Origin of the sequence: Eggerthella guodeyinii, from assembly GCF_009834925.2 — a bacterium.
Classification (GTDB): domain Bacteria; phylum Actinomycetota; class Coriobacteriia; order Coriobacteriales; family Eggerthellaceae; genus Eggerthella; species Eggerthella guodeyinii.
The window spans coordinates 3,932,550-3,954,587 of the sequence record NZ_CP063310.1 but is presented as its reverse complement, the minus strand read 5'-3'; the positions used below and the strand labels follow the sequence as shown (position 1 = coordinate 3,954,587).

Below are 22,038 nucleotides of genomic sequence, written 5' to 3'. Positions count from 1 at the left end.
TTTCGGGTTGATTCAGTCTGCGGCCTTGCTTTTCAGCACAGAAGACGGACGCTCGATGGCTTTCGGTTCCCTAATCTGCAAGCGGGTTCTCAGTACAACGCCCGCCGACAAGGAGTGGGCGTGGAGCGGAGGAGGAAAGCATGGAACGATTGGATATGGGTCGCCGAGATTTTCTGAAGGTGGCTGCCGGTCTCGGAGCGATGACGGCGGTGGTTGCGCTTCCCGGATGCGCGCCGCAAGGTGTTTCGGAGGAGGTCGGCAAAGAGAAAACATCGGTTTCGGCATCCGCAGGAACGGGTGACGGCTACGCGTGGCTTGGAAACGCTCCTGAAATCGATGAATCTCAGATTGTCGACACGGTTACGACGGATGTGGTGGTGCTTGGCGGCGGAAACGCGGGTGTCATGTGCGCGTGCGCGGCAGCAGAGGCTGGGGCTACCGTTTCGGTGGTCGAGATGCAGAGCGAAAGTGCTATCTCATATTACGGTTTGCACGACATCGCGACGCTCAATTCGAATTACCTGACCGAGCACGGGATTGAAGCTGTGAAGCCGAGCGAGTTTATCGCCGAATATCAGCGTCGAAACCGCAATAAGACAAACCCTGCGCTCGTGCGTCAGTTTGCGAATCACAGCGGCGAAATGCTTGACTGGCTCATTTCAAACGCTCCACAAGAGGTGGTGGACGCGCTTGAGATCGAAAACGGAATCGAGAGTCAGACGGCGACGGAATACTTCAACGATGGTGCTGTTATTAACGGTTTCCGTTGCTGGAGAGGCTGCACGCAGGTTAATTTCCAAGATACAGCCCCTGTATTGATTGCTCAAGCTGAAAACCAAGGCGCAACATGGTACTGGGAGCACACCGCAGTCAAGCTACTCACCGAAACAGTGACTGAAAGGGTGAGAACTACGGTGTACAACCAAGAGGAGAGCGCCGTAGTCGAAAAAGACGTCGACACGGAGGTCACAAGAGTGACAGGGGCGATCGTGCAAGACGCAAACGGCGAATACCATGCGTTTGTGGGCGAGAAGGGCGTAGTGCTTGCGTGCGGCGATTACGGCGGCAACAATGATATGTACGTTGCTTTGCAGGATGAGCGTCGCTGGTTGTACGAAGCGCACGGTTTGGATACCGGTGAGATGCGAACCAAGATGTTCGGTCGCGACGGAAGCGGCATCAAGATGGGCATGTGGGCTGGCGGCTCGATCGACCCGTGCCCTCATTGCCTGGTATCGCCTCAGGTCATGTTCGAGAGCAACGATTTTCCCACCAACGTATTGCGCTGGGGATCCGGCTTCAAGGTGGAAGCGGATCGTTTGCCTGCGGGCTCGGGCGGCGCGAGCCAGAATCCTTGGGCGCTCCGTTCGTTTGCCTCGACAGCAATGGGCGACGCTTTACCGATGAAACGTTTCTTGGCATCTTCGGAGTGCTCGATCAGGTGGAACGCCGAAAGCCTGGACGATACTTCTACTTCTTTGACAATAAGTGGAAGGAGCTTATGGCGAAGATGCCGCCCGAGCACTTCTCCCAGCCAATCGGCGTAACGGATGCCGCTGATTTCGAGAAGTTATTCCAGGGTTGGGTTGATCGTGGAGCTGAGGGCGCGGAGACCGAGGAAGGGGGAGTCGTGTGCGCATGGGCTGCCAACAGCTTCGATGAGTTGTTGGAGTACATGGGTTTCGAGGGCGATGTGAAGGAGAACGTCAAATCGTCCATCGCCAAATACAACGAGTACTGTGCCCAAGGGGAAGACGAAGATTTCGGTCGCGATCCCAAGCTGCTGCTCGATGTAAGCGAGCCTCCGTTCTTCGGTATGTATAGCGTTGAAGAAAAGCCCATGCTGGGAACGGTTGCACTGAACGGCTTGGTCATCGACGATGATCAGCGCGTTCTGGACAAGAATTACAACCCCATCGAAGGATTGTATGCGACGGGTAACAATAGCGGTGGTCGCTTCGCCGTGCAATACTCCACGGCCATATCAGGATTGACGCTCGGGTTCGCTATGACGCTCGGACGTGAATTGGGTAAAGCGTTGGCCGAAAAGTAGTACGACATTCCGCGCTTGCGCCTGTTGCGTGCGCATTGCTTACGGCTCCGAAAGGCTCATCCCTCCCTGGCCTTTCGGAGCGTCTTTGAGGATGTATTGTCGTTTCGCGCATTGGAAGTGCTCGCAACTTTGCATATGCCGATTATATATGACTGCATTGATTATATACTTTTCATAGGATCATAATGCGATGGTCTGATTTGTTTATTTTGCTGCGGAAGGACCGTTGGATGGATGGGTATTTGTTCTTGGACGTTGAATGGGCTGATGCGAGGCGTCATATCTGCTCGATCGCCTATCAGCGGACGAGCTACGACGGCACGCTTCTCGACAGCTGCTATCAGCTGGTGAACCCCCTGTGCGACTTCGATCCCATGACGCAGCGCGTCCATGGGATCACCGAGGAGATGGTGGCGCACGAGCCGACGTTCGACGTCGTGTGGAACGAGGCGCTGGGGTCGTTGGTCGAGTCGCACGTGGTGGTTGCCCACTGCGCCAAGACGGCGGACTGCCCCGCCATCTATCGGAGCTTGGAGTACGTCGAAATCGAGATGCCCGAGCTTCTGTACATCGACACCGGCGAGATGGCCAAGCGCGTGCTGGGCGGCCGGAAGTACGGGCTGTCGACGTGCTGCGACTATTACGGCATCTCGCTCGACAAGCACCACGATGCGCTGTGCGACACCAATGCTTGTCGGGAATTGTTTTGGCGGCTTGCGGAAGAGGTCGAAGTGCCCGCACCGAGGCCGTACGTGTTCGGTGGTGGATCGAAAAGGAGCAGGGCGCGATGGAGATAGGGAGCGGTGATAACCATGCATGAAACGATTGCTATGAGCGAGACGGAGATCCGGGACCTGTTCGGGTTCACGAAGACGAAGCCGATCGTGTTCAAGGAGCGGGGCGACGACGGGCAAGCGATTCGGACGCTGCCGGTGACGGACATGCAGCTGATCCAGCTGGATACCGACGGCAAGATGGGGTCGCTCAGCATCACGCTCGAGGATGGCCGTGAACTGCGGATATGCTCGGCGTATCTCAAAGAGATGCAGGCTGCGCGCTTCACCTTCGAGACGAAGCTCGACGACGAGGAGTAGCAAGTCCCGCCGCGCGCAACGGCGCGGCGGGCGAAGATGTATCGCGGGGCGCGCTAGAGATCCAAGCCCAGCAGGTCGATGGCGTTCTGGCGGCCGATCTGCTCGCGGTCGGCGTGGCTGAGCGGCACGTTGTCGAACCAGAGGGCGGCCTCGTCGAGGCTCTCGTACGGGGTGTCGGACGAGAACATCACGTGCGAGGTGTTGCACTCCATAAGCGTGTTCAAAAACGCCTGCGTGTTGAAGTGGCCGCTCGTGGTGACGTACACGTTCTGCTCGAAGTACTCGGTCAGGGGCTTCTTGTGCGCGCCGCACGGCTTCTGGTTGTTCAGGCGATGCTGAACGCGCGGCAGGCCGAAGGGCAGGCCTTCGCCGAGGTGGCCGAGGATCAGTTTGGCCTCGGGCAACTCGTCGAACAGGCCGCTGCACAGCAGGCGCAGCGCATGCAGCGACGTCTCGGCGCCGAATCCCCAGGCGGAGCCCAGCAGGCCCTCGTAACCCTCGTAGCCACGTTGCTGGTTCGGGGCGGGATCGCGCGGATGCAGGTACAGCGGAACGTTCAGCTCCACGAGCTTCTTCCAGAACGGGAAGTTCTGCTTCTCGTCCAGGTACTCGACGTTGTTCTTGTCGTTCTTCATCGTGTAGCCGTTGACGAGCGCGCCCACGAACCCGAGCTCCTTCACGCAGAACTCCAGCTCCTTGGCCGCGGCCTCGGGGTCTTGCAGCGCCACGGCGGCGAAGGCGTTGAAGCGGGTCGGGTACTTCTGCACGTAGTTCTCGTAGATCCAAATGTTCATCTCATGCGCGCGCTGCACGGCCTCGTCGGTGTCGAGCACCTCCTGGATGCCGGGCTGGGTGAGCGACATGATGAACATCTCCACGCCGTTGCGGTCCATCTCCTCGATGCGGATCTCGGGGGAGTGCAGGCGCGCCTTCACGGCCTCGAAGTAGTCCTCCTTGTTGCGGGCCGTCTCGTTCGCCGGGTCGCCCGTGGCGTCCCAGGTGGGGGACTCGTAATGCTCCTCGAGCGCGATTTTCCCGTGCGCGACTTCCTGTCCGTAGGGCGCGACGTAGTCCTTGACGAACTCGGTGCGAAACTCGTGTGCCATCGTTCTCGTGCCTCCTTGTGGTTTGGTGTGATCGGTTCGACGAGCTCGATTCTAGCGAGCGGGATTCCGGCTGGGTATCTGCAAAATTGGACGTAATGTATGAATTCGGACACTTGTAGTAAAATTGTGCGAGAACGGAAGCACGGAGAGAGCGAGATGCGCACCGCCCTGAAAGGAGTCCCATGGATCGCACGAACGACATGCGGAAGACGCGGAGCCGGCAGTACCTGGTGGACGCGCTTCTGGAGCTGATGCAGGAGAAGGACTTCGAGAGCATCTCGGTCAACGAGATCGTGAAGAAGGCGCGCGTGTCCCGCAGCACGTTCTACTTCCAGTTCGAGGACAAGTACTTCTTCGTCAACCGGATTATCGACGACGTGCTGGCCGACCTGCGTCGCGAGGCGAGCCCCTCGCGGAAGGCGGAGCACGGGCTCGAGCGCGAAAGCCACGACTACTACAAGCGGCATTTCGAGTACATCTACGACCACGCGCAGTTCTTCGTGACGATGCTCGGCCCGCACGGCGCGCCCCTGTTCAACAAGAAGTTCGAGGAGAGCGCGCACCGCACGTACCGCGAGATATTCAGCACGTTCGAGGGCGGCGGCTTGGGCGAATCGCTGGACTACTTCATCCAGTACATCATCTCGGCCCACATCGGCATCACCATCAAGTGGATCAACGGCGGGCTGCGCGAATCGCCCGCGTATATGTCGGAGCTGCTGACGAGGCTGACGTTCCGCGGCTTGCTGCACGGTCTGGAGATGGACCAGCAGGTGACGTTGCCGCAGTAGGCGTCTACGCGCATTACCCTAAGAAGATACGCGGTTTGCGTACTGGCGCACGGCGTCGGAAGTTGGGATGATGCTGCCATCAGGGGAGGCGACGCGAGGGGGTGCCGAGTGGGCGATCGTGCTGGCGGCCATGCCGATCGCGACAGCGACCGACGCTTGTCGCCGTATCGGTGGGTGATCCTGCTCGTTTCCTGCGCGCTCATCTTCATGACGAACTACCTGCAATTCCAGATGTCGTCGCTTGCCCCGCTGATCGTGCCGCGCTTCGGGCTGGACTCGGTGCAGCTGTCCAGCCTGCTGCTGGCCCCGCTGCTGTCGGGCGTGTTCCTCAGCATTCCCGGCGGCGTGCTGTGCGACCGGTTCGGCCCGCGGGTGGTGGTGGCCGTGGCCACGGCGGTGTCGGTGGCGGCCGGCTTCGCCCGAGTGGGCGCGGGCGATTACCCGACGCTGTTCTGCGCGATGTTCCTGTTGGGGTGCTGCCCCGCGGTGCTGCAGGCCTCGCTCATCAAGCTGTTCTGCATCTGGTTCAAACGCTCGAGCAACATGGCCATGGGCATCTACTTCGCCAGCGCCTCGGTGGGCATCGCGTGCGCGCAGGCCACGTCGAACCTCTTCGCCGACATGGCCGTCGCGTTCCTCGTGCCCTCGGCCCTGTTTCTGGCGTGCGCGGCAGCATGGGCGCTGTTCGCGCGCGACGTGCCGAAGGGGGAGGAGCCGCCGGAGGGCGAACCGGTCGCGCGCTACCTAAAAACGGCTGCCGCCAGCAAGAACGTGTGGCTCGTCGCGCTCGCCGTGGGCCTGGGCATGGCGACGTCCACCGCGTACGTGGGCCTGTTCCCGCAGGCGTTGTTCGAGGTGCACGGGCTCGATCCGGAGTCGGCGGGGGCGACCGCGGCCATCCTGTCGCTGGGGTCGATCGCGGGTTCCATGCTGGGCCCGCTCGTCTGCCAGCGCCTGGGAAGCGTGAAGGGCGCGCTCGCGGTCATCGTGGTGCTGGGCGGCATCGCGAAGCTGCTGAGCTGGACGCTGTTCGGGACGGTGGGCATCGCGGCGATGCTGCTGGTGAACGGCGCGTTGGGTTCTGCCGCGGGGCCGGTGCTCGAAGCGCTCCCCGGGGCGTTTCCCGAGATCGGGCACAAGTACGCCGGCTCGGCCGGCGGGGTGGTGGGAAGCGTGAGCCTCGCCATCAGCTACGGGCTGCCGTTGGCCGTGTCGGGTATCGCGGGCGCCGACTACTCGCTCAACCTCATCCTGGAATCGTTGTGCTTCGCGCTGGCCGTCGTGCCCATCGTGCTGCTGTCGAAGGTGCGTGAAGCGCCCGCCGTCGCGCCGGTCGGCGCCCCGGTCCTGCCGGTGACGGACGCCGCCCCCGACCCCACATCGGACCCTGCGCCCCTGCCCTAGCCGGCGCGCATGTGCTTGCGCGCGAACACCGCCAGCTCCAGGCGGCTTTTCGCGCCGGCCTTCTTGTACAGGTTCTCCAGATGCTTGCGCGTGGTGGCGGGGCTGATGCACAGCTCCTCGCTGATCTCGCCGTTGCTCATGCCCTTCAGCAGGCACGACAGCACTTCGCCCTCGCGCGCGGTGATGTTGTGATCCTGCAAGAACTTCTCGAAATCCTTCTGGCTGCCGTCTTGCAGACGGTGCTGCGACAGGCGCTCGGTGATGTGCGGCTCCAGCACTTCGAGGATGAACACCTCTTTGTCGCTGAAGTCGTTGAGCTTGCGGTTGAGGTTGAGCGACCCCAACGGCCCCTTGGGGCAGGCGAACGTGCAGGTGAGCACGTTGCGGCCGCCGAGAAAATCGGAGTAGTAGGACGACGACCGCTTCTCCTCCTTCGAGACGAAATCGCTCTCGCGGATGACGCGCGATTCGTCGGTGGGGAACAGCTCGCGAATCTTGTCGCCTTCCCAGGCGGTTTCGAGGTACTCGTCCAGGCGTCCCTCCTCGCAGTCGATGCCGATGGGCGACGCGAAGAAGTTCGGCGTGGTGGACACCTTCGACAGGTCGGTGAGGAAGAACGCCGCCGACTCGTAGGGGATGAGGATGCGCAGCTGCTCGAGGATCGTACGTCGGAACGCGTAGTCTTCGTTGAGACGGTTCGCCAAGCCGATGATCTTGATAAGGTGCAGCCATTCTCCATCGGTGAGCAAGTTGATGGGCTGCGGCCCCTGTTCGTCTGGCATTGCGCCTCCCCGGCAACGATAATGCGGACCCTGCGGTTCGTCCGATACGGCCTAGTATAGCGCAGCGTCGGGCGCGCAAAAAGCCGACGGCGCTCGCGGGCGCGGCGGTCGGTCTACCGCTTTGCGCGTAGAAAGATACGAAGTTCGGTCGATGGTGGCCGCCGGAGCCAGTCCCTATACTTCCAGGTGATGCCGGCGTATCAACCATTTCATTCGTATCGACAAAGGAGGGGAATCATGGAATCGCGTACGTTGTCCTCGTATCGTTGGGTGGTGCTGCTCGTCTCGTGCCTCATCATCTTCATCGCGGACTACATCCAGTTCCAGCTTTCCGCATTGGCCACCGAAATCATGCCCGCCCTGGGCATCGACGTGGCCCAGTTCTCTGCTCTGCTGCTCGCTCCGCTGCTGGCGGGCGTGTTCGTGTCCATCCCCGGCGGCTCGCTGGCCGACAAGTTCGGCGCGAAGATCGTCGTGGGCGTGGCGACCGCCATCTCGGTCGTGCTGGCGTTCGGCCGCCTGGTCGCAGGCGATTTCACCGTCATGCTGATCATGATGCTGGGTACCGGCATCGCGCCTTCCGTGCTGCAGGCGGCAACCATCAAGCTGTTCGGTGCGTGGTTCGAGGACAAGATGGATTTCGCTATGGGCATCTACTTCGCGGCCGCGTGCTGCGGCATCGCGGCCGGCCTGGCGACGTCCGCCTTCTTCCCGAGCGTGCAGGACGCCTACCTCTGGTCGTCCATCGCCTTCGCCGTCATCCTCGTGCTGTGGTTCGTGCTGGCGAAGAACCAGCCGAAGGGCGCCGAGGTTCCGCCGTCCGAGCCGGTCATGCAGTACTTCGGCGTGGCCATCAAGAACAAGTTCGTGTGGCTCATCGCCATCGCCACGGGCTTGGGCATGGCCACCGCCACGAACTACTCCGGCATCCTGCCGCAGGCTATGGTGGAGATGCGCGGCGTGGACATCATGGCCGCCAACAACATGGCCGCGTTCCTCACCATCGTGTCCATCTTCGGCTCCATCATCGGCCCCGTGCTGTGCCAGCGCTCCGGCAAGCCGCGCCTCGTGCTCGTCGTCATCTGCATCCTCGGCGGCGTGGTGATGATCGCCAACTGGTACTCGCCGATGGGCATCATCCTGTGGGTGCTCCTGTGCTTCAACGGCATCTTCTCCGCCGCGTCGGGCCCCATCCTGCAAGCGCTGCCGTTCCAGCTGCCCGAGATCGGCCTGAAGTACGCGGCCTCCGCCGGCGGCGTCATCGGTTCGGTCAGCCTGATCATCTCCTACGTGCTGCCCATCGGCATCGGCCTGATCGCCGGCACCGACTACACGCTGAACTTCATCCTGGAGGGTATCTTCTTCGCCATCGCGTTCATCCCGGTGCTCATGCTCCCGCGCTCGCTCGATAGGAAGAGGTCTGCCGCGCCCGAGGAGCTGGAAGGGAGCGAGGCGTAATGGTTGCCGATCGCATTCTGCTGTCCGAGGCGGTGTTCACGGGCAACACCCTGGAACCCCTCGCGGGCGGCGTGGCCATCGCGGGCGACCGCGTGCTGGCCGCGGGGCCGAAGGACGAGGTCATGGCGCTTGCCGGCCCCGACACCGAGGTGACGGACTACGGCGACCAGCTGATCGCCCCCGGTTTCAACGACTCGCACGTGCACTTCGCGTCGGCCGCGGCCTACGACGACCCCGACTTCTGCGTGAACCTCATGGGCTGCACGAGCGAGCAGGAGTGCGCCGAACGCGTGCGCGCTTTCTGCGAGGCGCATCCCGACAACGAGTGGGTGTACGGCCTGGGCTGGGACACGGCCATCTGGGACGACCATGCGGCCCCCACGCGCGACTCGCTCGATTGCTTCGCGCCCGACCAGCCCATTTGCCTGAGCAGCTTCGATCACCATGCGGTGTGGGTGAACGGCGCGGCGCTGGCGAAGGCGGGCATCACGGCCGCAACGCCGCAGCCCGAGGGCGGCGAGATCGTGCACGACGAAAGCGGCCGCCCCGTGGGGCTGCTGCTGGGTCAGCCGGCTTCCACGATGGTGTCCGACCTGGCGTTGCAGGTGAAGGGGCTCAAGGGCTCCATCCTGCGCCTGCTGGACGTGTTCCGCGAGCTGGGCATCACGGCGGTGGGCGACATGTTCCCGCGCGACCTGTCCAACGACGACATCTACGACACGTACCGCGAGATCGAGCAGGACGGCGACCTCACCTGCCGCATCACGTTCTTCCCGTCGCTGCTGGAGATCCCCGAGGTGCTGGACCTGCGCGCCCAGCTGCGCGGCACCCGCCTGCGCGTGGGCGGCGTGAAGCAGGTGCTCGACGGCGTGATCGAGGCGCACACCGCGTTCATGCTGGAGCCGTACGAGGGCACCGACCAGCGCGGCGAGACGAACCTGCCGCCCGACGAGTTCAAGCGCCTCGTGCGTGCGGCCGATGCCGCAGGGCTGCCCGTGCGCGTCCACTGCATCGGCGACGCGTCGGCGCGGTTGGCGCTCGACGCGCACGAGGAGGCCCAGGCCGCGAACGGCCGCAAGGAGCTGCACCACTGCCTCGAGCATATCGAGACGATCGCGGACGAGGACATCGAGCGCATGGCGGCCCTCGGCATTGGTGCCAGCGTGCAGCCGCTCCATGCCACGTTCGGTTCATCTACGGGGTTCTACGACGTGTGCATCGGCGCCGAACGCGCATCGCGTTGCTGGCGTTTCCGCACGGTGCGCGACGCGGGCGTGCCCCTGGGGCTGTCCACCGACTTCCCGGCGGCGCCCATGGTGCTGCCGCTGCAGGTGCTGTACGCGGCCGTGGCCCGCTGCATGCCCGACGGCCAGCCTGCCGAGGGCTTCCATCGCGAGTACGCGCTCGCCCTGGGCGAGGCGCTCCAGTGCATGACGCAGGGCTCGGCCTGGGTCGAGAGCTTCGACCACGAGCTGGGCACGCTCGAGCCCGGCAAGCTGGCCGACCTCGTGGTCATCGACCGCAACCTCTTCGCCGTGGACGACCTCCACGAAATCGCCGAAGCGTCGGTGGTGACCACCATCGTCGGCGGCGAGACGGTGTTCACGCGGTAAGGAGGTAGGGAAGAACTCGGCTGGAATTGCGTCGCGTCTTCTGAAATGAAAGCAGGTCGGAAGCTTCTAAGCCTTCGACCTGCTTCTGTTTGCGGGGATGTGAAGGCGGTGCCAGGCAAGGCCGTGGGCCTCTTCGGGATGCACTTCTGGCCTGGCCCCGTTGTGCGCGCGGCGGTCGGAAGCGCCTTGGCACGGCGATTCGCTATCTGGTGCACAAAAACTCGCGATGTGCGAAACCTCCGCGCCTCTCAGGGGTCGCAAAGCGGACGGATCGTTGGGGATACAACCTCGCGGTATGTCGGATCATACCTGCGACCTGGGGATTTCCTCGAAACAGGTCGGGGCGAGGCGGCGTAGTGCCATCGACGGTTTCGCACGTCGAGGATTTTTGTGCAAAAAACGCCAATCCCGCGTGTAAACCTTCGCCATCCGGTGGTAGATGCATCGGGGTAGGCGTGCTGAGACCGTGCATCGAGGTGCCTTGGAAGCGGGCTTTCTGCGAATGCGTGTCGACGATCTGGCGCGGAGCGAGAGCGGACGCTGTGCTATGCTTGGGGGCATGCAGCATGGCTTCGGCGTTTCGACATAGCCGAAGCCACGATACCGGGGGAGCGGTGCTGCTCAGGCGTTTGACGGGTGGGGGAGATCATGAAGCACATGCAATTGCAGGGGCATCGCTATGTTTTGGCCTGACAAGGGCGACATCGCGTCGGAGATTCCGACGAAGGACGAGTTGATCGGCATGTTGCAGGAGACGGGCGTCGATTACCGCGTGCGCCGCGTGCCGAAGGGCGTCCTGTTCGGGTGGGGCGAAGAGCCTCACAAGAGCGCCCATTTCGTGGTGGAGGGCATGGTCGAGATATACAAGCTCGAGCGTGACGGGCGAAAGAAGACGCTCTACTTCTGCAAGAAAGGGGACTTCTTCGGCTTTCAAATCCTGGGCGATAGCTGCGTGCCCATCGCCACGGCCAGCGCGTGCGCCGACAGCGAGCTCATCGCCATCCCGAAGGAGTCGTTCTTCAAAGCCTTGCACACGTGTCCCGACTTCGCCGACATGGTGGTGAAGTACCTGTACAACCTCATTTCGGTGCTGACGAACGAGTCGGTTCAGTCGGCGTTCTATGCAACCGCCCAACGGGTGCCCATGCTGCTGCTCAGCCTGGGGCGCGACGAGCAGGGCTCGCACGACGCCGCCGCGGATGCCGCCGCGGACGACGGCACGTCGGTGCCGATCATCGTGAAGTACAACAACAGCGATCTGGCGAACATCCTCGGCATCAGCAGGAATTCCGTCACGTCGTCGATCTCCCGCCTTCAAGAGCAGGGCATCGTGGCGAAGCGGCGGAACAGCATCGAGATCCTCGACATGGATCGCCTGGAGAAGGTCACGCTGCTCGAATCGAGCGAATAGCGGCGCCCGCGCGCTTGTGCACAATATTGGTCAGACCCGCCGAAGCCCGACGGATATACTCTGGACAAGGGCGTAGGGGGTGGGGATATGACGAATGCGGAGCAGCCGAACGCGGGAGCGCGCGGGCCCGTCCGAAGGGGAATCGTGCCGCTCGTCGGGCTGTCGCTGGCGGGCTTCTTCATGTACGGGTGCAACAACATCCTCATGACGCTGCTGCCGGCGTACGCGCTGGGCATGGGCGCGACGATGGTGGAAGCGGGCTTGCAGGGGACGGTGTTCCTCCTGGTGGCCGTTGTCATGCGGTTCTATTTCGGCCCGCTGGCCGACCGGCGCGGCACGCGTTTCGTCATGGTCGTCGGCGCGGCCTCGTTCGTCGTGTCCAGCGTGCTGCTGGTTTTCTGCGCGACGTTCTGGCAGCTGCTGCTCATCCGCTGCATTCAGGCCGTGGGCCTCTCGGCGTTCTGGTCGTGCGCGGTCGCGGCCGTGGCCTCCATCGCGCCTGCGGGCAAAGGCGGCCTGTTCATCGGCTCCTACCGGTTCGCCACGGCGGCGTCGCTCCTGTTCGGCCCGCTTGTCGCGCTGATGCTGGTGAACGATCGCGGGTACGCCTCCTGCTTCATGGTGCTGGCGGGCTTCGCTGCGGCGGCGTTCGTCCTGTCGTTTTGCTTCGCGCCCGCGGGTGACGGCGCAGGTGGAAGCGCGGGCGGCGACGCGGACGGACGCTCCGCGCGCGCCGCGCGCGAGGAGCGGCGTCTGGGGACGGCGAAAACGCTGCGCATGGCGTTTTCCTCGGGCCAGCGAAGCCTCGTGGTGCTGCTGGGCGTGACGGCGGTCGTCGCGCTCGGGTACGGCCTGTCGATGAACTTCGTCGTGACGTTCGTCGAGGGCGCCGACATCCCCATCAACGCAGGGCTGTTCTTCTCCTGCTTCAGCCTTGGCGGCCTCATCGCCAACCCCCTTGCCGGATGGGTTGCCGACAAGTGCGATCAGCGCGTGCTGCTGGCGACGACGCTCGGTTGCATGGGGGTGGGCATCGGCCTGATCGCGTTCGCGCAGGCGATGCCGCCCGTACTGCTGGCTGCGGGCCTCGCGGCGGGCATGGGATCGTCGGGGTCGACGATCGTCGTGCTGTCCACGATATCCGCGCGCGTGGACGAGCGGTTCCGAGCGTCGGCGCTCGCCGTGCAGCAGAACGTCGTCGATCTGGGCATCGCCTGCGCTTCGACGCTGTTCGGATGGCTGTTCGCCGTGGCCGCGGTCCCCGAGCTCGTCTTCGCCGGGCAGGCCGTCTTCGCGATCGCAAGCGCGCTCGTGCTGCTGGCCGCCAAGAACGCGGCCCGTTTCTAGCGCCAACGCGGGAAGCCCGCCGAGGCGGGCTTCCGGGGAGGGAGCGCAGGTGAAGGGCGCGCGTCAGAGCACGTAGTACACCGAGGAGCCGGTTTCGAATTCCTCGTGGAAGGGGACGGCCTGCTTATCGGCGAGGTACTTCGCCACGTCGCTGTTCGGGTCGTTGAGGTCGCCGAAGATGCGCGCTTTGCCCGGGCACGACAGCACGCACCAGGGCTGCTCGCCCACGGCTGTGCGCTCGTAGCACAGATTGCACTTCGACGCCTTCTTGGCCGCCTCGTCGATCTGGGGAATCTCGTAGGGGCAGGCGAGGGCGCACGTGCCGCATCCGATGCACGCTTCCTCGTCGATGACCACGGCGCCGTCCTCCTCACGCTTCTGAATGGCGCCCGCCGGGCACTTGGCGAAGCACGCGGGCGAGGCGCAATGGTTGCACAGCTCGGGCCTGAACGCCAGCTTCGCGTCGGGGAAGGTGCCCGTGGCCTGGTAGGGGATCTCGCCGTCGCGGCTGCGAACGCGGCCCCAGTACAGCCCCTCGGGGGTCTGGTTCGAAATTTTGCAGCTTATCACGCATGTCTGGCATCCCATGCAACGGGTCGTGTCGATCACCATGCCGTATTGAACCTTGTCAGCCATGGTTCCACCTACGCTTTCTCTACTTCGACCAACACGTCATAGAAAGCGGTACTGGTCTGGCCTATGAACTCTTCGGTCGGGTTGATCGTGAAATGGGTGAGCATCTGGTAGTTGCCCTCGATGAACTGCTCGGGCGTCCACCCGCTTGCCGTGGCGACGGCACCGGGGCGGATGCCCTCGGTCAGGAACGCCTTCATCTTGCAGGAGCCGCGGTCGTTCTTGATCGAGACGACGTCGCCGTGCTTGACTCCGCGCGCTTCGGCGTCGACGGGGTTCATCTCGAGCAGCGGCTCGCTTTGCACGACGCTGAGCTCGGGGATGAGAATGTGCTGTGAGTGCACGTTCAGGCGATCGTGGAATTGCAGGTACACGAGCGGGTACTTCTGGCCCAGGTCGCCCGACGGATCCTCGAGCATCGGCTCGTACGTGGGAACCTCTTGGCCGAACGCGACGAGCTCCTCGTTGTACAGCTGGAAGCGCTTCGACGGCGTGGGGAACGTGTTGTCGGGTCGGAAGATCAGCGGCTCGAAGATGCCGTCCGCGCGGGCGAAGATACCCTCCTCGGCAACCTTGTCGAAATCGAAGCCTTCCCAGGCGGGGTGATCGTAGTTGATGAACCCGCGCACCCATTCCTCGTCGGACTTGTTCCAAAGTTCCTCAAGCCCCACCTTCTTCGCGAGCAGCGACATGATCTCGGCGTCGGACTTGCTCTCGCCCATCGGCGTGATGGCGGGCTTGCTGATGATGACCCAGGGGGTGCGGTCCTCGATGTCCCACTTCTCCCAGTAGTTGCAGGCTGGCAGCACGTAGTCGGACTGCTTGGCCGTCCACGTCCAGTACGGGTCCACCGTCACGATGGTCGAGACGTTGGGCAGCACCTCGTTGATGATCTTGTTGGCGTCGGGGCTCATGTTGACGAAGTTCGAGTTCGCGAACCACAGGAAGTCGAGCGGGTACGGATCCTTTGTCATGATCTGGTCGTACATGGTGGACGTGCGCACCATGGCGGCCTTCTTGTCGCCGGTGCTCGACCAGTCGGGGTTGCCCAGCGCAGGCTTCTCGATCTCGGGATGCGGCTGCGCTGCCGTGATGCCGCCCATGTGCGACGCGCCGCCGCCTTCGACGCCCACGTATCCGGTCACGGCTGCGAGCACCGCCACCGTGCGGAACGGCGCGAACGAGTTCCAGACGCGCTGCATGCCCTGGCCCATGCGGATGCCGGCCGGCTTCGCGTTGGCGTACTCCAGCGCGAACGTCTCGATGACGTCTTCGGACAGGCCGGTGATCTCGGCCGTCACGGGGAGCGTGTACGCGGACACCTCGTCGACCAGGTGGTCGAACGCCGTGCGCACCGCCTCGCCGTTCACGTCGAAGGTACCCGAGAGGGCGGGCGCGACGCCCTCCTCGTTGTATTTCTTGGCGCTGTTCGACGCGGTGTCCCACACCAGCCAGTCTTCGCCGTCCATGGCGTACGCGCCGTCGGACTCCTTGACGAGGAAGGGGGCCACGCTGTACGAGGCGAGCCATTCCTTGTCGTGCAGGTCGTTGCCGATGATGACGTTCATCATGCCGAGGGCCAGCGCGGGGTCGGTTTGGGGCTTGAGCGGAATCCACTGGTCGGCGATGGTCGCCGACGAGCACAGGCGCGGGTCGACCACGACGATCTTCGCGCCCTTCTCGTGCGCTTCCACGAGGTAGCGGAACTCGGACGTGTGCGTGTCGGCCACGTTGCGGCCCCACAGCACGATCATGTTCGAGTTGAGGTAGTCGCGCGTGTCGTGCGAGCCGCGCTTCACGCCGTACGCGAGGATCATGCCCATGCTGGCGCCCTGGTCGCCCATGATGCCCTCGATGTCGAAGACGGTTCCGCCGAACGTCCCCGCGAATCGCGTGGGCGCGCTCATCGAGAGGTTGCCCGAGTTGCCGGTGAACGAGTAGAAGCCGGCGGCTTGCTCGCCGTGCTTCTCCTTCGTCTCGTTCAGCTTCTGCGCGATCTCGTCCATCGCCTGATCCCACGAGATGCGCTCGAACTCGCCCGACCCGCGCTCGCCCGTGCGCTTCATCGGGTACATCACGCGCGCGTTCTCGTCCTGGGTTTTCTGGCTGAGCGCCATGCCGCGCAGGCAGGCGTTGGCGTAGTCCTCGCGCCCGGGCGTGTCGCCCGGCGTGACGGTGACGATAGTGCCGTCCTTGATGTGGGCTTTAAGATGGCAGTGCGACGTGCAGTTGAGATTGCAGCAGGCGTGCGCGTAAGTGACGCCCTCGTTCGGGTCGGCGGAAGCGGCCGCCCCTTTGTCCGCCTGCGGCTCGCTGGCGGGCGCGCAACCGGCGATGCCGAGCCCCAACGCCGAGGTGACGGTGATCCAGCCGGCCCCCTTCACGAATGTTCGGCGGGTGAGCCTGCCGTCCTTCACGTACTCGATCGGTGAAAAATCCTGCTTCTTTTCCATGCTCCTCCTATCGTCCTGATGCCGCATAGTGCATTCCCCCAATGCGGGCGACATCAGTATAGGGAGGGCGGTCGGGCCCGTTCTGCCCAGAATTGGTCACATGAAACGCTCCATTTGGACGACCGAGGCTCCGACCGCCGATGCGGCCGGAGCCTCGGTCGTCGCCCCGCCGGGGAGGGAGGGTGCGGCGGGGCGACGCGTGTTGGCTGGGAGGGAGGACGACGACGCGTCGCGCGCGACCCTGCGCACGCCGCGTCGCGCGCACGCTAGGCGGTTTGCTCCTTGGCGGCGTTTTGGCCGGCGATGCGGCCGTTCACCAGGCAGTCGGCCGTGGCGCAAGAGCCCAGACGGCATGCGCCGTGGATGCCGCCCACCGCCTCGCCGGCCGCGTACAGGCCGGGGATGACCTGCAGGTCCATGTCGACGACGCGGCACTCGAGATCGGTTTTCACGCCGCCCATGCAGTGGTGCACCTTCGGCCACAGACGCACGCCGTAGAACGGAGCCTCGTCGATGGGCTGCGCGTCGTCGGGGATGGGCTTCTTGAAGTCCTCGTCAACCTTGTTCGCCACGAACGTGTTGTAGCGGGCGATCTCTTCCTTCACCGCATCGACGGGCATGCCGTAGTGCTCGGCCGCCTCCTCGATGGACGCGAACTCGGTGGTGATGCCGGCCTTGATGGCGCCCTCGAGGCCGGTGCCGCCGTCGTACAGCGCCTTCTTGCAGGTGATCTGCACGCACGGCTGGCCGGTTTCCAGGATGGCGTCGGCATAGCGCTTGCGGTCGGTCAGCTCGTTGACGATGCGCTTGCCGGTGGCCACGTCCAGCGTGGGGGCGTAGCTGGCTTGGCCGTCGGTGTAGAACGCGGCCACGCCGTAGCCCTGCTCGTCCGGGCTCATGAAGGGCAGCAGCTGAATCCAGTCGGTGTGCACCGCCATCGCGCCGGCGGCCACCGAGGCGCGCAGGCTCTCGGCTGTGGCGCCTTCCTGGTTCGTGCAGTCCACGGAGTCGTCGAGGCGCGGGTCCTGCGCCTGGCGGAACGCCAGGTCGCGACCGAACCCGCCGGTGGTCAGCACCACGGCCTTCTTCGCCTTGATGGCGACGGGCGTGCCGCTTTCCACGTCGTTGCCGCTGGGCTTGTCGTGCACGATGGCACCGATCACGCGGCCGTTCTCGTCCTTCACCAGCTCCGTGAGCATGCGCTTCGTCTCAACTTCGACGCCCAGCTCTTTGAGCTTCTCGGCGAAGGGGCCCGTGACGTTCGCGCCGCCGCCGTCGCCCTGCGCGATGGAGCGCATGACGGTGTGGCCGCCGTACGGGTAGAGGAAGTACTCGTCGTTGTCGTTCTTCGCCCAGGTGGCGCCCATCTCGATGGTCCACTCCCACGTCTCGTTGGACTTCTCGGCGATCACCCGGCACTTTTCCTTGTCGTTGAGGTACAGGCCCGCCACCATCATGTCGTCCACGTACTGTTCGACGGAGTCCTGCACGCCCTCACGCTCCTGCACGCTGGAGTTGCATACGGCGAAGTCGCCGGCTGCAAGCGCCGAGTTGCCGCCCACGCGCGCCGTCTTCTCGATGACCTTGACGTCCGCGCCGGCGTTCTTCGCCTCAAGCGCCGCAGCCAGGCCCGTGTACCCGCTGCCCACGACCAGGACGTCGCACTCCTCGTCCCACTTCGTGTCGGCGCCGTTCGTGGCGGCCGATGCGGTCTGCTTGTCCTGCGGCGCGCAACCTGCCAAGCCCAGCGTTGCCAGCATGCCGGCCGCCGCCGCTCCCGTGATGAACGAGCGGCGCGACACTCCCGTTGCGTGCGACGGTGCGTTCGATGCGATGTTCCCCATAAAAAGCCTCCTCCGTGGTGCGTTCTTCTGCGATCCTGGCTTCGACGCGCCGAAGCGCATCTGCTGGAACTCAGCGTACGGTCGCAGCGGGGCGCGCGCACCCCACCTGAGGCGGGAAACCGCGAAACCCCCCTTGAGGTGGGGTGCGTGACCTGGGGATTATGATGGTGGTGCTTCTCCGCCGCGTTGCGCGGGCTAGCGTCGCGCTGCGTCGGCTTCGCCGTGCACGAGGTCGATGATCTCCTGCTTGCTGTGCACGTCGAGCTTCGCGTAGATGGTCTTCTGGTAGCTCTTCACCGTGTTCTTCGACAGGAACAGCGTCTCGCAGATGAAGGCGAGATCGCGTCCCTGGGCCAGCAGGTACAGGATGTCCTTCTCGCGGTTCGTCAGCCCGCGGTCGTCGGCCAGCGTGTCGCAGCGCAGCTTGCGCACGCTTTCCTGCTCCTGCGCGAAACGGCCGAGCAGCTCGTCGGCGGCGCGCGCCTGCGTTTCGGCGCGCTTGCGCTCGTGCGAGTTCACCATCCAGATGACCATGAGGATGAGGTACAGCAGAAAGAAGGCCACGGCCGTGGTGCGCACGAAGTCGGCCGTGCTGCCCACGCCCAGCAGTTGCGCCACGTTCTGCCCCACGAACAGGCCGAACCGCGGCAGCGCGTACGCCAGCGAGATGCCCACGAGCAGCTTCGCGCGGCTGTGAGCGTACGTGGTGACCACGAGGTAGAACAGCGCCAGCATGACGAGCTTCCATCCGGCGGCGGCCAGGATGTTCAGCGACACCGCGTAGTCGTTCGACAGGAACGGCAGGAACAGGATGCCGGTGGCCAGGATGCCGAACACCACGTTGAACAGCAGCGACGGCGCGGGTTTCGCGCGCGTCCCGAAGTAGGCGAGGAATACGACGGCCGCGGCGATGCCACCGAACTGCGAGATGAGGATCGACGTGGCGGGCGAGGCGCTGCCGCCCGTGGCCGCGGTGTCGAGGATGCCGTACACGATGGACAGCGCGAACGTGCACACGCCCGATACGAGGAACACGTCGAGGAAGTCGTGCTTCGACAACGCGTCGCGCGCATGCGGCGCTGCGCTGCGGCGTTCTCTTTCGGCTGCTCCGCCCTCGCTCTCGGCGGGCTCCGTGCGGTGCGCGTTGCCCAGGCACAGCGCCGAAGCGCCGAGCAGCACCGCGTACGCCGCCAGGGAAACGACGTCGGGCGCGAATTCCAACAGCATGTTCGCCGCCATGCCGCCCAACGACATGATGCCGAACGCGATGGCGACGCGGCGCGACGAGTAATGCGCGAACGTTTCGAAGTAGAAGGGCATGACCAGCCCCATGCCGATGCCGGCCGCCAGCGCCGACGCGGCGACGACGGCGGGGCCGATGCTCGTCGTCGCGGCGAGGAGCGCGCCGCCCAGCCCCAGCGCGAACCCCCCGTAGCCCGCCGCGAGGAGCGCCGTGCGGGCGACGGGTAGTTTCGAGCGTACGAGCAGCGAGAACAGCAGCGACATCGCGAAGATCGAGGGGTTCAGCACGTTGTCGAAGAGCGCGACCGACACGTCCGAGCCGTCGACGGTCCAGCTGGAATAGAAGAACGACACGCACACGGCGTACAGGCACGTGAAGCCGACGACGGCAACGGAGTAGCGCCGGCTCGCGCCGAACTGCTTCGCGTCGTTCTGCTGGTTCGTGTTCCCCATATCTCCTCCGTCGTGACCCCCGAGGCTGCGTCGCATCATTATAATGCGCCCGCGACGGGTTTCGCGCGGCATCGCGACGTTGCGGCGTTGCGGCATCGCGGCATCGCACCCGTTACGCATCGGATACCGCATACGCGCCCGGAACGCATTATGATAGAGGACATCACCTTCAACCGCACGAAACGGAGGCATCATGAAATCGTTTCTCGACGCATTGCGTTCCAACATGCTGGCGCAGGCCATCACGTCCATCGCGCTCGGCATCCTTCTGGCATTCTGGCCGGGTATCACGGTGATCACCGTCGTGTACCTGCTGGCGCTGTACCTGGCGGTGTCGGGCATCGCGTCGCTCGTGGCGTACTTCCGCTCCTCGGGCGCGCGCTACCGTTCGGGCGGCGTGCTGGTCAACGCCATTTTCCTGCTCGTGCTGGCGCTGCTCGTGTTCCTGTTCCCCGAGGCGGTGGGCGGCTTCTTCTCGCTCATCCTGGGCATCCTGCTGACCATCGGCGGCATCGTGAACGCCGTGCGCTCGGTCGAGCTGCGCGCGTACCAGGGCAGCACGTGGGTCGTCACGCTGATCCTCAGCGCGATCATCGCCATCGGCGGCCTCGTCATCATCGTGAACCCGTTCGCCACGACGGCGATGTTCGTGCTGGTGCTGGGCGTCCTGCTCATCGTGAAGGGCGTGGCCGACCTCGTCATCGAGCGCCGTCTCGCCCGCATGATGAAAGAAGCGCGGTAAGGAACCTCAAGAAATAGCGGTCAAAGTCTCAACCATACGATTCTTACGCTACAATCGTAACGCTTTTCTTACGAGCAATTTGGTACAAGAATCAGCGGGAGAGGTATGGTATGAGCAACGGCAAGGGGAGCGGCGCGGCCGCGGCTGCGGGCGCGCAGGCGGATGGCGGCATCGCCAAGCGCGAGCGGTTCGGCTCGCGTCTGGGCTTCATCTTGATATCCGCGGGATGCGCCATCGGCTTGGGCAACGTGTGGCGCTTCCCCTACATCACGGGCGAGTACGGCGGCGCGGCGTTCGTGCTCATGTACCTCGTGTTCCTCGTCATCCTGGGCCTCCCCGTCATGGTGATGGAGTTCGCCGTGGGCCGTGCCAGCCAGAAGAGCTCGGCGGTGGCGTTCGACACGCTGCAGCCGTCGCGGAAGTGGCACTGGTTCTCGTGGTGGGGCTACATCGGGTGCATGGTGCTCATGATGTTCTACACCACGGTGGGCGGCTGGATGCTGTCGTTCGTGGTGAAGATGGGCACGGGCGCGTTCAACGGCCTGGACAGCGCGGGCGTCGGCGCCGTGTTCAACGACATGCTGGCGAACCCCACCGAGCTGGTCGGCTGGATGCTCGTGGTCATCGTGCTGGGCTTCCTCGTGTGCAGCCTGGGGTTGCAGAAGGGCGTCGAGCGCATCACGAAGGTGATGATGATCTGCCTGTTGGGCATCATGGCGGTGCTCGTGGTGCGCGCGGTCACGCTGCCGGGCGGCCTCGAGGGCCTCAAGTTCTACCTCATTCCCGACTTCGGCAAGCTGTTCGCGGGCGCGACAAGCGCCGAGCAGTGGGCCACGTTCGGCGACGCGGTGTACGCGGCCATGGGCCAGGCGTTCTTCACGCTGTCGCTGGGCATCTCGGCCATGGAGATATTCGGCAGCTACATCGGCAAGGAGCGCTCGCTCACCGGCGAGGCGCTGCGCATCTGCGGCCTCGACACCGCAGTGGCGCTCGTGGCGGGCCTCATCATCTTCCCCGCGTGCTTCGCGTTCTCGGTGCAGCCCGACAGCGGTCCGGGCCTCGTGTTCGTCACGCTGCCCAGCGTGTTCAACCAGATGCCGCTCGGGCAGCTGTGGGGCGCGCTGTTCTTCGTGTTCATGAGCTTCGCCGCGCTGTCCACCATCATCGCGGTGTTCGAGAACCTCATCAGCTGGTCGATGGACAAGTGGGGCTGGACGCGCAAGAAGGCCGTCGCGCGCACGGCCGTCATCGTGACGGTGCTCAGTCTGCCGTGCGCCCTCGGGTTCAACGTGCTGGCGGGCGTGCAGATTCCGGCCATCGGCGACATCCAGTCCATCGAGGACTTCATCGTGTCGAACAACCTGCTGCCCATCGGCAGCCTGCTGTACGTGCTGTTCTGCGTGACGAAGGGCGGCTGGGGCTGGGACAACTTCCTGGCCGAAGCCGATACCGGCAAGGGCATGAAGTTCCCGGCCTGGTCGCGCTTGTGGCTGAAGTTCGGCATCCCGGCGCTCATCGTCGTGATCTTCGTGATGGGCTACGTGCCGAAGTTCGCCACCTGGCTGGGGCTGTCGTAGGGATGGACGGCGGCCTTCGCGCGCCCGGCGCGGGG

Annotated in this window: 18 protein-coding genes; 12 read left to right on the top strand and 6 right to left on the bottom strand. The window is 64.4% G+C overall.

Annotated elements, in window-relative coordinates:
* Positions 1–140 precede the first annotated feature (140 nt).
* From GS424_RS18110 to GS424_RS16955, 4 genes are all read left to right on the top strand, one after another.
* Positions 141–1,547 (top strand): FAD-binding protein, encoded by a 1,407-nt coding sequence (locus GS424_RS18110; RefSeq protein ID WP_160940958.1) that lies wholly within the window; start codon positions 141–143, stop codon positions 1,545–1,547.
* Positions 1,430–2,053: an FAD-binding protein gene (locus GS424_RS18105; protein WP_342354566.1), complete on the top strand. Its 624-nt coding sequence runs from the start codon at positions 1,430–1,432 to the stop codon at positions 2,051–2,053. The genes GS424_RS18110 and GS424_RS18105 overlap by 118 nt, the downstream gene beginning before the upstream one ends.
* Positions 2,054–2,283: 230 nt before the next feature.
* The gene (locus tag GS424_RS16960; protein WP_154332467.1) at positions 2,284–2,850 is read left to right on the top strand and encodes a 3'-5' exonuclease; all 567 of its coding nucleotides are present in this window, start codon (positions 2,284–2,286) and stop codon (positions 2,848–2,850) included.
* A gap of 33 nt (positions 2,851–2,883) precedes the next feature.
* Positions 2,884–3,147, top strand: a complete 264-nt coding sequence (locus tag GS424_RS16955; protein WP_235904796.1) for a hypothetical protein — start codon at positions 2,884–2,886, stop codon at positions 3,145–3,147.
* Positions 3,148–3,200: 53 nt separating this feature from the next.
* Here the strand turns inward: GS424_RS16955 and GS424_RS16950 are convergent, their stop codons facing one another.
* Complete coding sequence (locus GS424_RS16950) at positions 3,201–4,253, bottom strand: amidohydrolase family protein (RefSeq protein ID WP_160940960.1); 1,053 nt, start codon at positions 4,251–4,253, stop codon at positions 3,201–3,203.
* 182 nt (positions 4,254–4,435) lie between these two features.
* Here GS424_RS16950 and GS424_RS16945 point away from each other — a divergent pair, with 182 nt between their 5' ends.
* Positions 4,436–5,044, top strand: a complete 609-nt coding sequence (locus tag GS424_RS16945) for a TetR/AcrR family transcriptional regulator (RefSeq protein ID WP_160940961.1) — start codon at positions 4,436–4,438, stop codon at positions 5,042–5,044.
* A gap of 108 nt (positions 5,045–5,152) precedes the next feature.
* Positions 5,153–6,448: an MFS transporter gene (locus GS424_RS16940; RefSeq protein WP_160940962.1), complete on the top strand. Its 1,296-nt coding sequence runs from the start codon at positions 5,153–5,155 to the stop codon at positions 6,446–6,448.
* On the opposite strand, the gene GS424_RS16935 is transcribed toward GS424_RS16940, so the two are convergent.
* Positions 6,445–7,230, bottom strand: a complete 786-nt coding sequence (locus tag GS424_RS16935) for a response regulator transcription factor (protein ID WP_160940963.1) — start codon at positions 7,228–7,230, stop codon at positions 6,445–6,447. The two genes, GS424_RS16940 and GS424_RS16935, sit on opposite strands and share 4 nt — an antisense overlap.
* A gap of 237 nt (positions 7,231–7,467) precedes the next feature.
* Here GS424_RS16935 and GS424_RS16930 point away from each other — a divergent pair, with 237 nt between their 5' ends.
* The 4 genes from GS424_RS16930 (at position 7,468) to GS424_RS16915 (ending at position 13,059) form a co-directional block, all read left to right on the top strand.
* On the top strand, positions 7,468–8,688 hold the full coding sequence (locus GS424_RS16930) for an MFS transporter (RefSeq protein WP_160940964.1): 1,221 nt from the start codon (positions 7,468–7,470) through the stop codon (positions 8,686–8,688).
* A complete protein-coding gene (locus GS424_RS16925) occupies positions 8,688–10,301 on the top strand; it encodes an amidohydrolase (RefSeq protein ID WP_160940965.1) in 1,614 nt (537 codons plus the stop codon). The genes GS424_RS16930 and GS424_RS16925 overlap by 1 nt, the downstream gene beginning before the upstream one ends.
* 679 nt (positions 10,302–10,980) lie before the next feature.
* The gene (locus GS424_RS16920; RefSeq protein WP_160940966.1) at positions 10,981–11,712 is read left to right on the top strand and encodes a Crp/Fnr family transcriptional regulator; all 732 of its coding nucleotides are present in this window, start codon (positions 10,981–10,983) and stop codon (positions 11,710–11,712) included.
* A gap of 87 nt (positions 11,713–11,799) precedes the next feature.
* Entirely contained in the window at positions 11,800–13,059 is a 1,260-nt protein-coding gene (locus GS424_RS16915; protein ID WP_160940967.1) for an MFS transporter, read from the top strand.
* A 63-nt stretch (positions 13,060–13,122) separates the two neighbouring features.
* Here GS424_RS16915 and GS424_RS16910 read toward each other — a convergent pair whose 3' ends face one another.
* The 4 genes from GS424_RS16910 to GS424_RS16895 form a co-directional block, all read right to left on the bottom strand.
* Positions 13,123–13,695, bottom strand: coding sequence for a 4Fe-4S dicluster domain-containing protein (locus tag GS424_RS16910; protein WP_160940968.1), 573 nt, complete (start codon positions 13,693–13,695; stop codon positions 13,123–13,125).
* An 8-nt stretch (positions 13,696–13,703) separates the two neighbouring features.
* Positions 13,704–16,145 carry a molybdopterin-dependent oxidoreductase gene (locus tag GS424_RS16905; RefSeq protein WP_160940969.1) on the bottom strand — a complete coding sequence of 814 codons (2,442 nt, stop codon included), beginning with the start codon at positions 16,143–16,145 and terminating at the stop codon, positions 13,704–13,706.
* A 266-nt stretch (positions 16,146–16,411) separates the two neighbouring features.
* Positions 16,412–17,989: a flavocytochrome c gene (locus GS424_RS16900; RefSeq protein WP_160940970.1), complete on the bottom strand. Its 1,578-nt coding sequence runs from the start codon at positions 17,987–17,989 to the stop codon at positions 16,412–16,414.
* Positions 17,990–18,184: 195 nt separating this feature from the next.
* On the bottom strand, positions 18,185–19,684 hold the full coding sequence (locus GS424_RS16895; protein WP_160940971.1) for a helix-turn-helix transcriptional regulator: 1,500 nt from the start codon (positions 19,682–19,684) through the stop codon (positions 18,185–18,187).
* Positions 19,685–19,877: 193 nt separating this feature from the next.
* Here GS424_RS16895 and GS424_RS16890 point away from each other — a divergent pair, with 193 nt between their 5' ends.
* Both GS424_RS16890 and GS424_RS16885 read left to right on the top strand, forming a co-directional pair.
* Complete coding sequence (locus GS424_RS16890) at positions 19,878–20,426, top strand: HdeD family acid-resistance protein (protein WP_154332451.1); 549 nt, start codon at positions 19,878–19,880, stop codon at positions 20,424–20,426.
* A gap of 110 nt (positions 20,427–20,536) precedes the next feature.
* Positions 20,537–22,003: a sodium-dependent transporter gene (locus GS424_RS16885; RefSeq protein ID WP_160940972.1), complete on the top strand. Its 1,467-nt coding sequence runs from the start codon at positions 20,537–20,539 to the stop codon at positions 22,001–22,003.
* The last annotated feature ends 35 nt before the right edge of the window (positions 22,004–22,038 follow it).

What these genes read in the sequence shown, in the direction of transcription:
- GS424_RS16935 (WP_160940963.1), bottom strand. Translation starts at nt 7,230, where the DNA reads ATGCCAGACGAACAGGGGCCGCAGCCCATCAACTTGCTCACCGATGGA.
- GS424_RS16955 (WP_235904796.1), top strand. Translation starts at nt 2,884, where the DNA reads ATGAGCGAGACGGAGATCCGGGACCTGTTCGGGTTCACGAAGACGAAG.
- GS424_RS16905 (WP_160940969.1), bottom strand. Translation starts at nt 16,145, where the DNA reads ATGGAAAAGAAGCAGGATTTTTCACCGATCGAGTACGTGAAGGACGGC.
- GS424_RS16915 (WP_160940967.1), top strand. Translation starts at nt 11,800, where the DNA reads ATGACGAATGCGGAGCAGCCGAACGCGGGAGCGCGCGGGCCCGTCCGA.
- GS424_RS18110 (WP_160940958.1), top strand. Translation starts at nt 141, where the DNA reads ATGGAACGATTGGATATGGGTCGCCGAGATTTTCTGAAGGTGGCTGCC.
- GS424_RS16960 (WP_154332467.1), top strand. Translation starts at nt 2,284, where the DNA reads ATGGATGGGTATTTGTTCTTGGACGTTGAATGGGCTGATGCGAGGCGT.
- GS424_RS16950 (WP_160940960.1), bottom strand. Translation starts at nt 4,253, where the DNA reads ATGGCACACGAGTTTCGCACCGAGTTCGTCAAGGACTACGTCGCGCCC.
- GS424_RS16885 (WP_160940972.1), top strand. Translation starts at nt 20,537, where the DNA reads ATGAGCAACGGCAAGGGGAGCGGCGCGGCCGCGGCTGCGGGCGCGCAG.
- GS424_RS16895 (WP_160940971.1), bottom strand. Translation starts at nt 19,684, where the DNA reads ATGGGGAACACGAACCAGCAGAACGACGCGAAGCAGTTCGGCGCGAGC.
- GS424_RS16925 (WP_160940965.1), top strand. Translation starts at nt 8,688, where the DNA reads ATGGTTGCCGATCGCATTCTGCTGTCCGAGGCGGTGTTCACGGGCAAC.
- GS424_RS16945 (WP_160940961.1), top strand. Translation starts at nt 4,436, where the DNA reads ATGGATCGCACGAACGACATGCGGAAGACGCGGAGCCGGCAGTACCTG.
- GS424_RS16930 (WP_160940964.1), top strand. Translation starts at nt 7,468, where the DNA reads ATGGAATCGCGTACGTTGTCCTCGTATCGTTGGGTGGTGCTGCTCGTC.
- GS424_RS16910 (WP_160940968.1), bottom strand. Translation starts at nt 13,695, where the DNA reads ATGGCTGACAAGGTTCAATACGGCATGGTGATCGACACGACCCGTTGC.
- GS424_RS16920 (WP_160940966.1), top strand. Translation starts at nt 10,981, where the DNA reads ATGTTTTGGCCTGACAAGGGCGACATCGCGTCGGAGATTCCGACGAAG.
- GS424_RS16900 (WP_160940970.1), bottom strand. Translation starts at nt 17,989, where the DNA reads ATGGGGAACATCGCATCGAACGCACCGTCGCACGCAACGGGAGTGTCG.
- GS424_RS16890 (WP_154332451.1), top strand. Translation starts at nt 19,878, where the DNA reads ATGAAATCGTTTCTCGACGCATTGCGTTCCAACATGCTGGCGCAGGCC.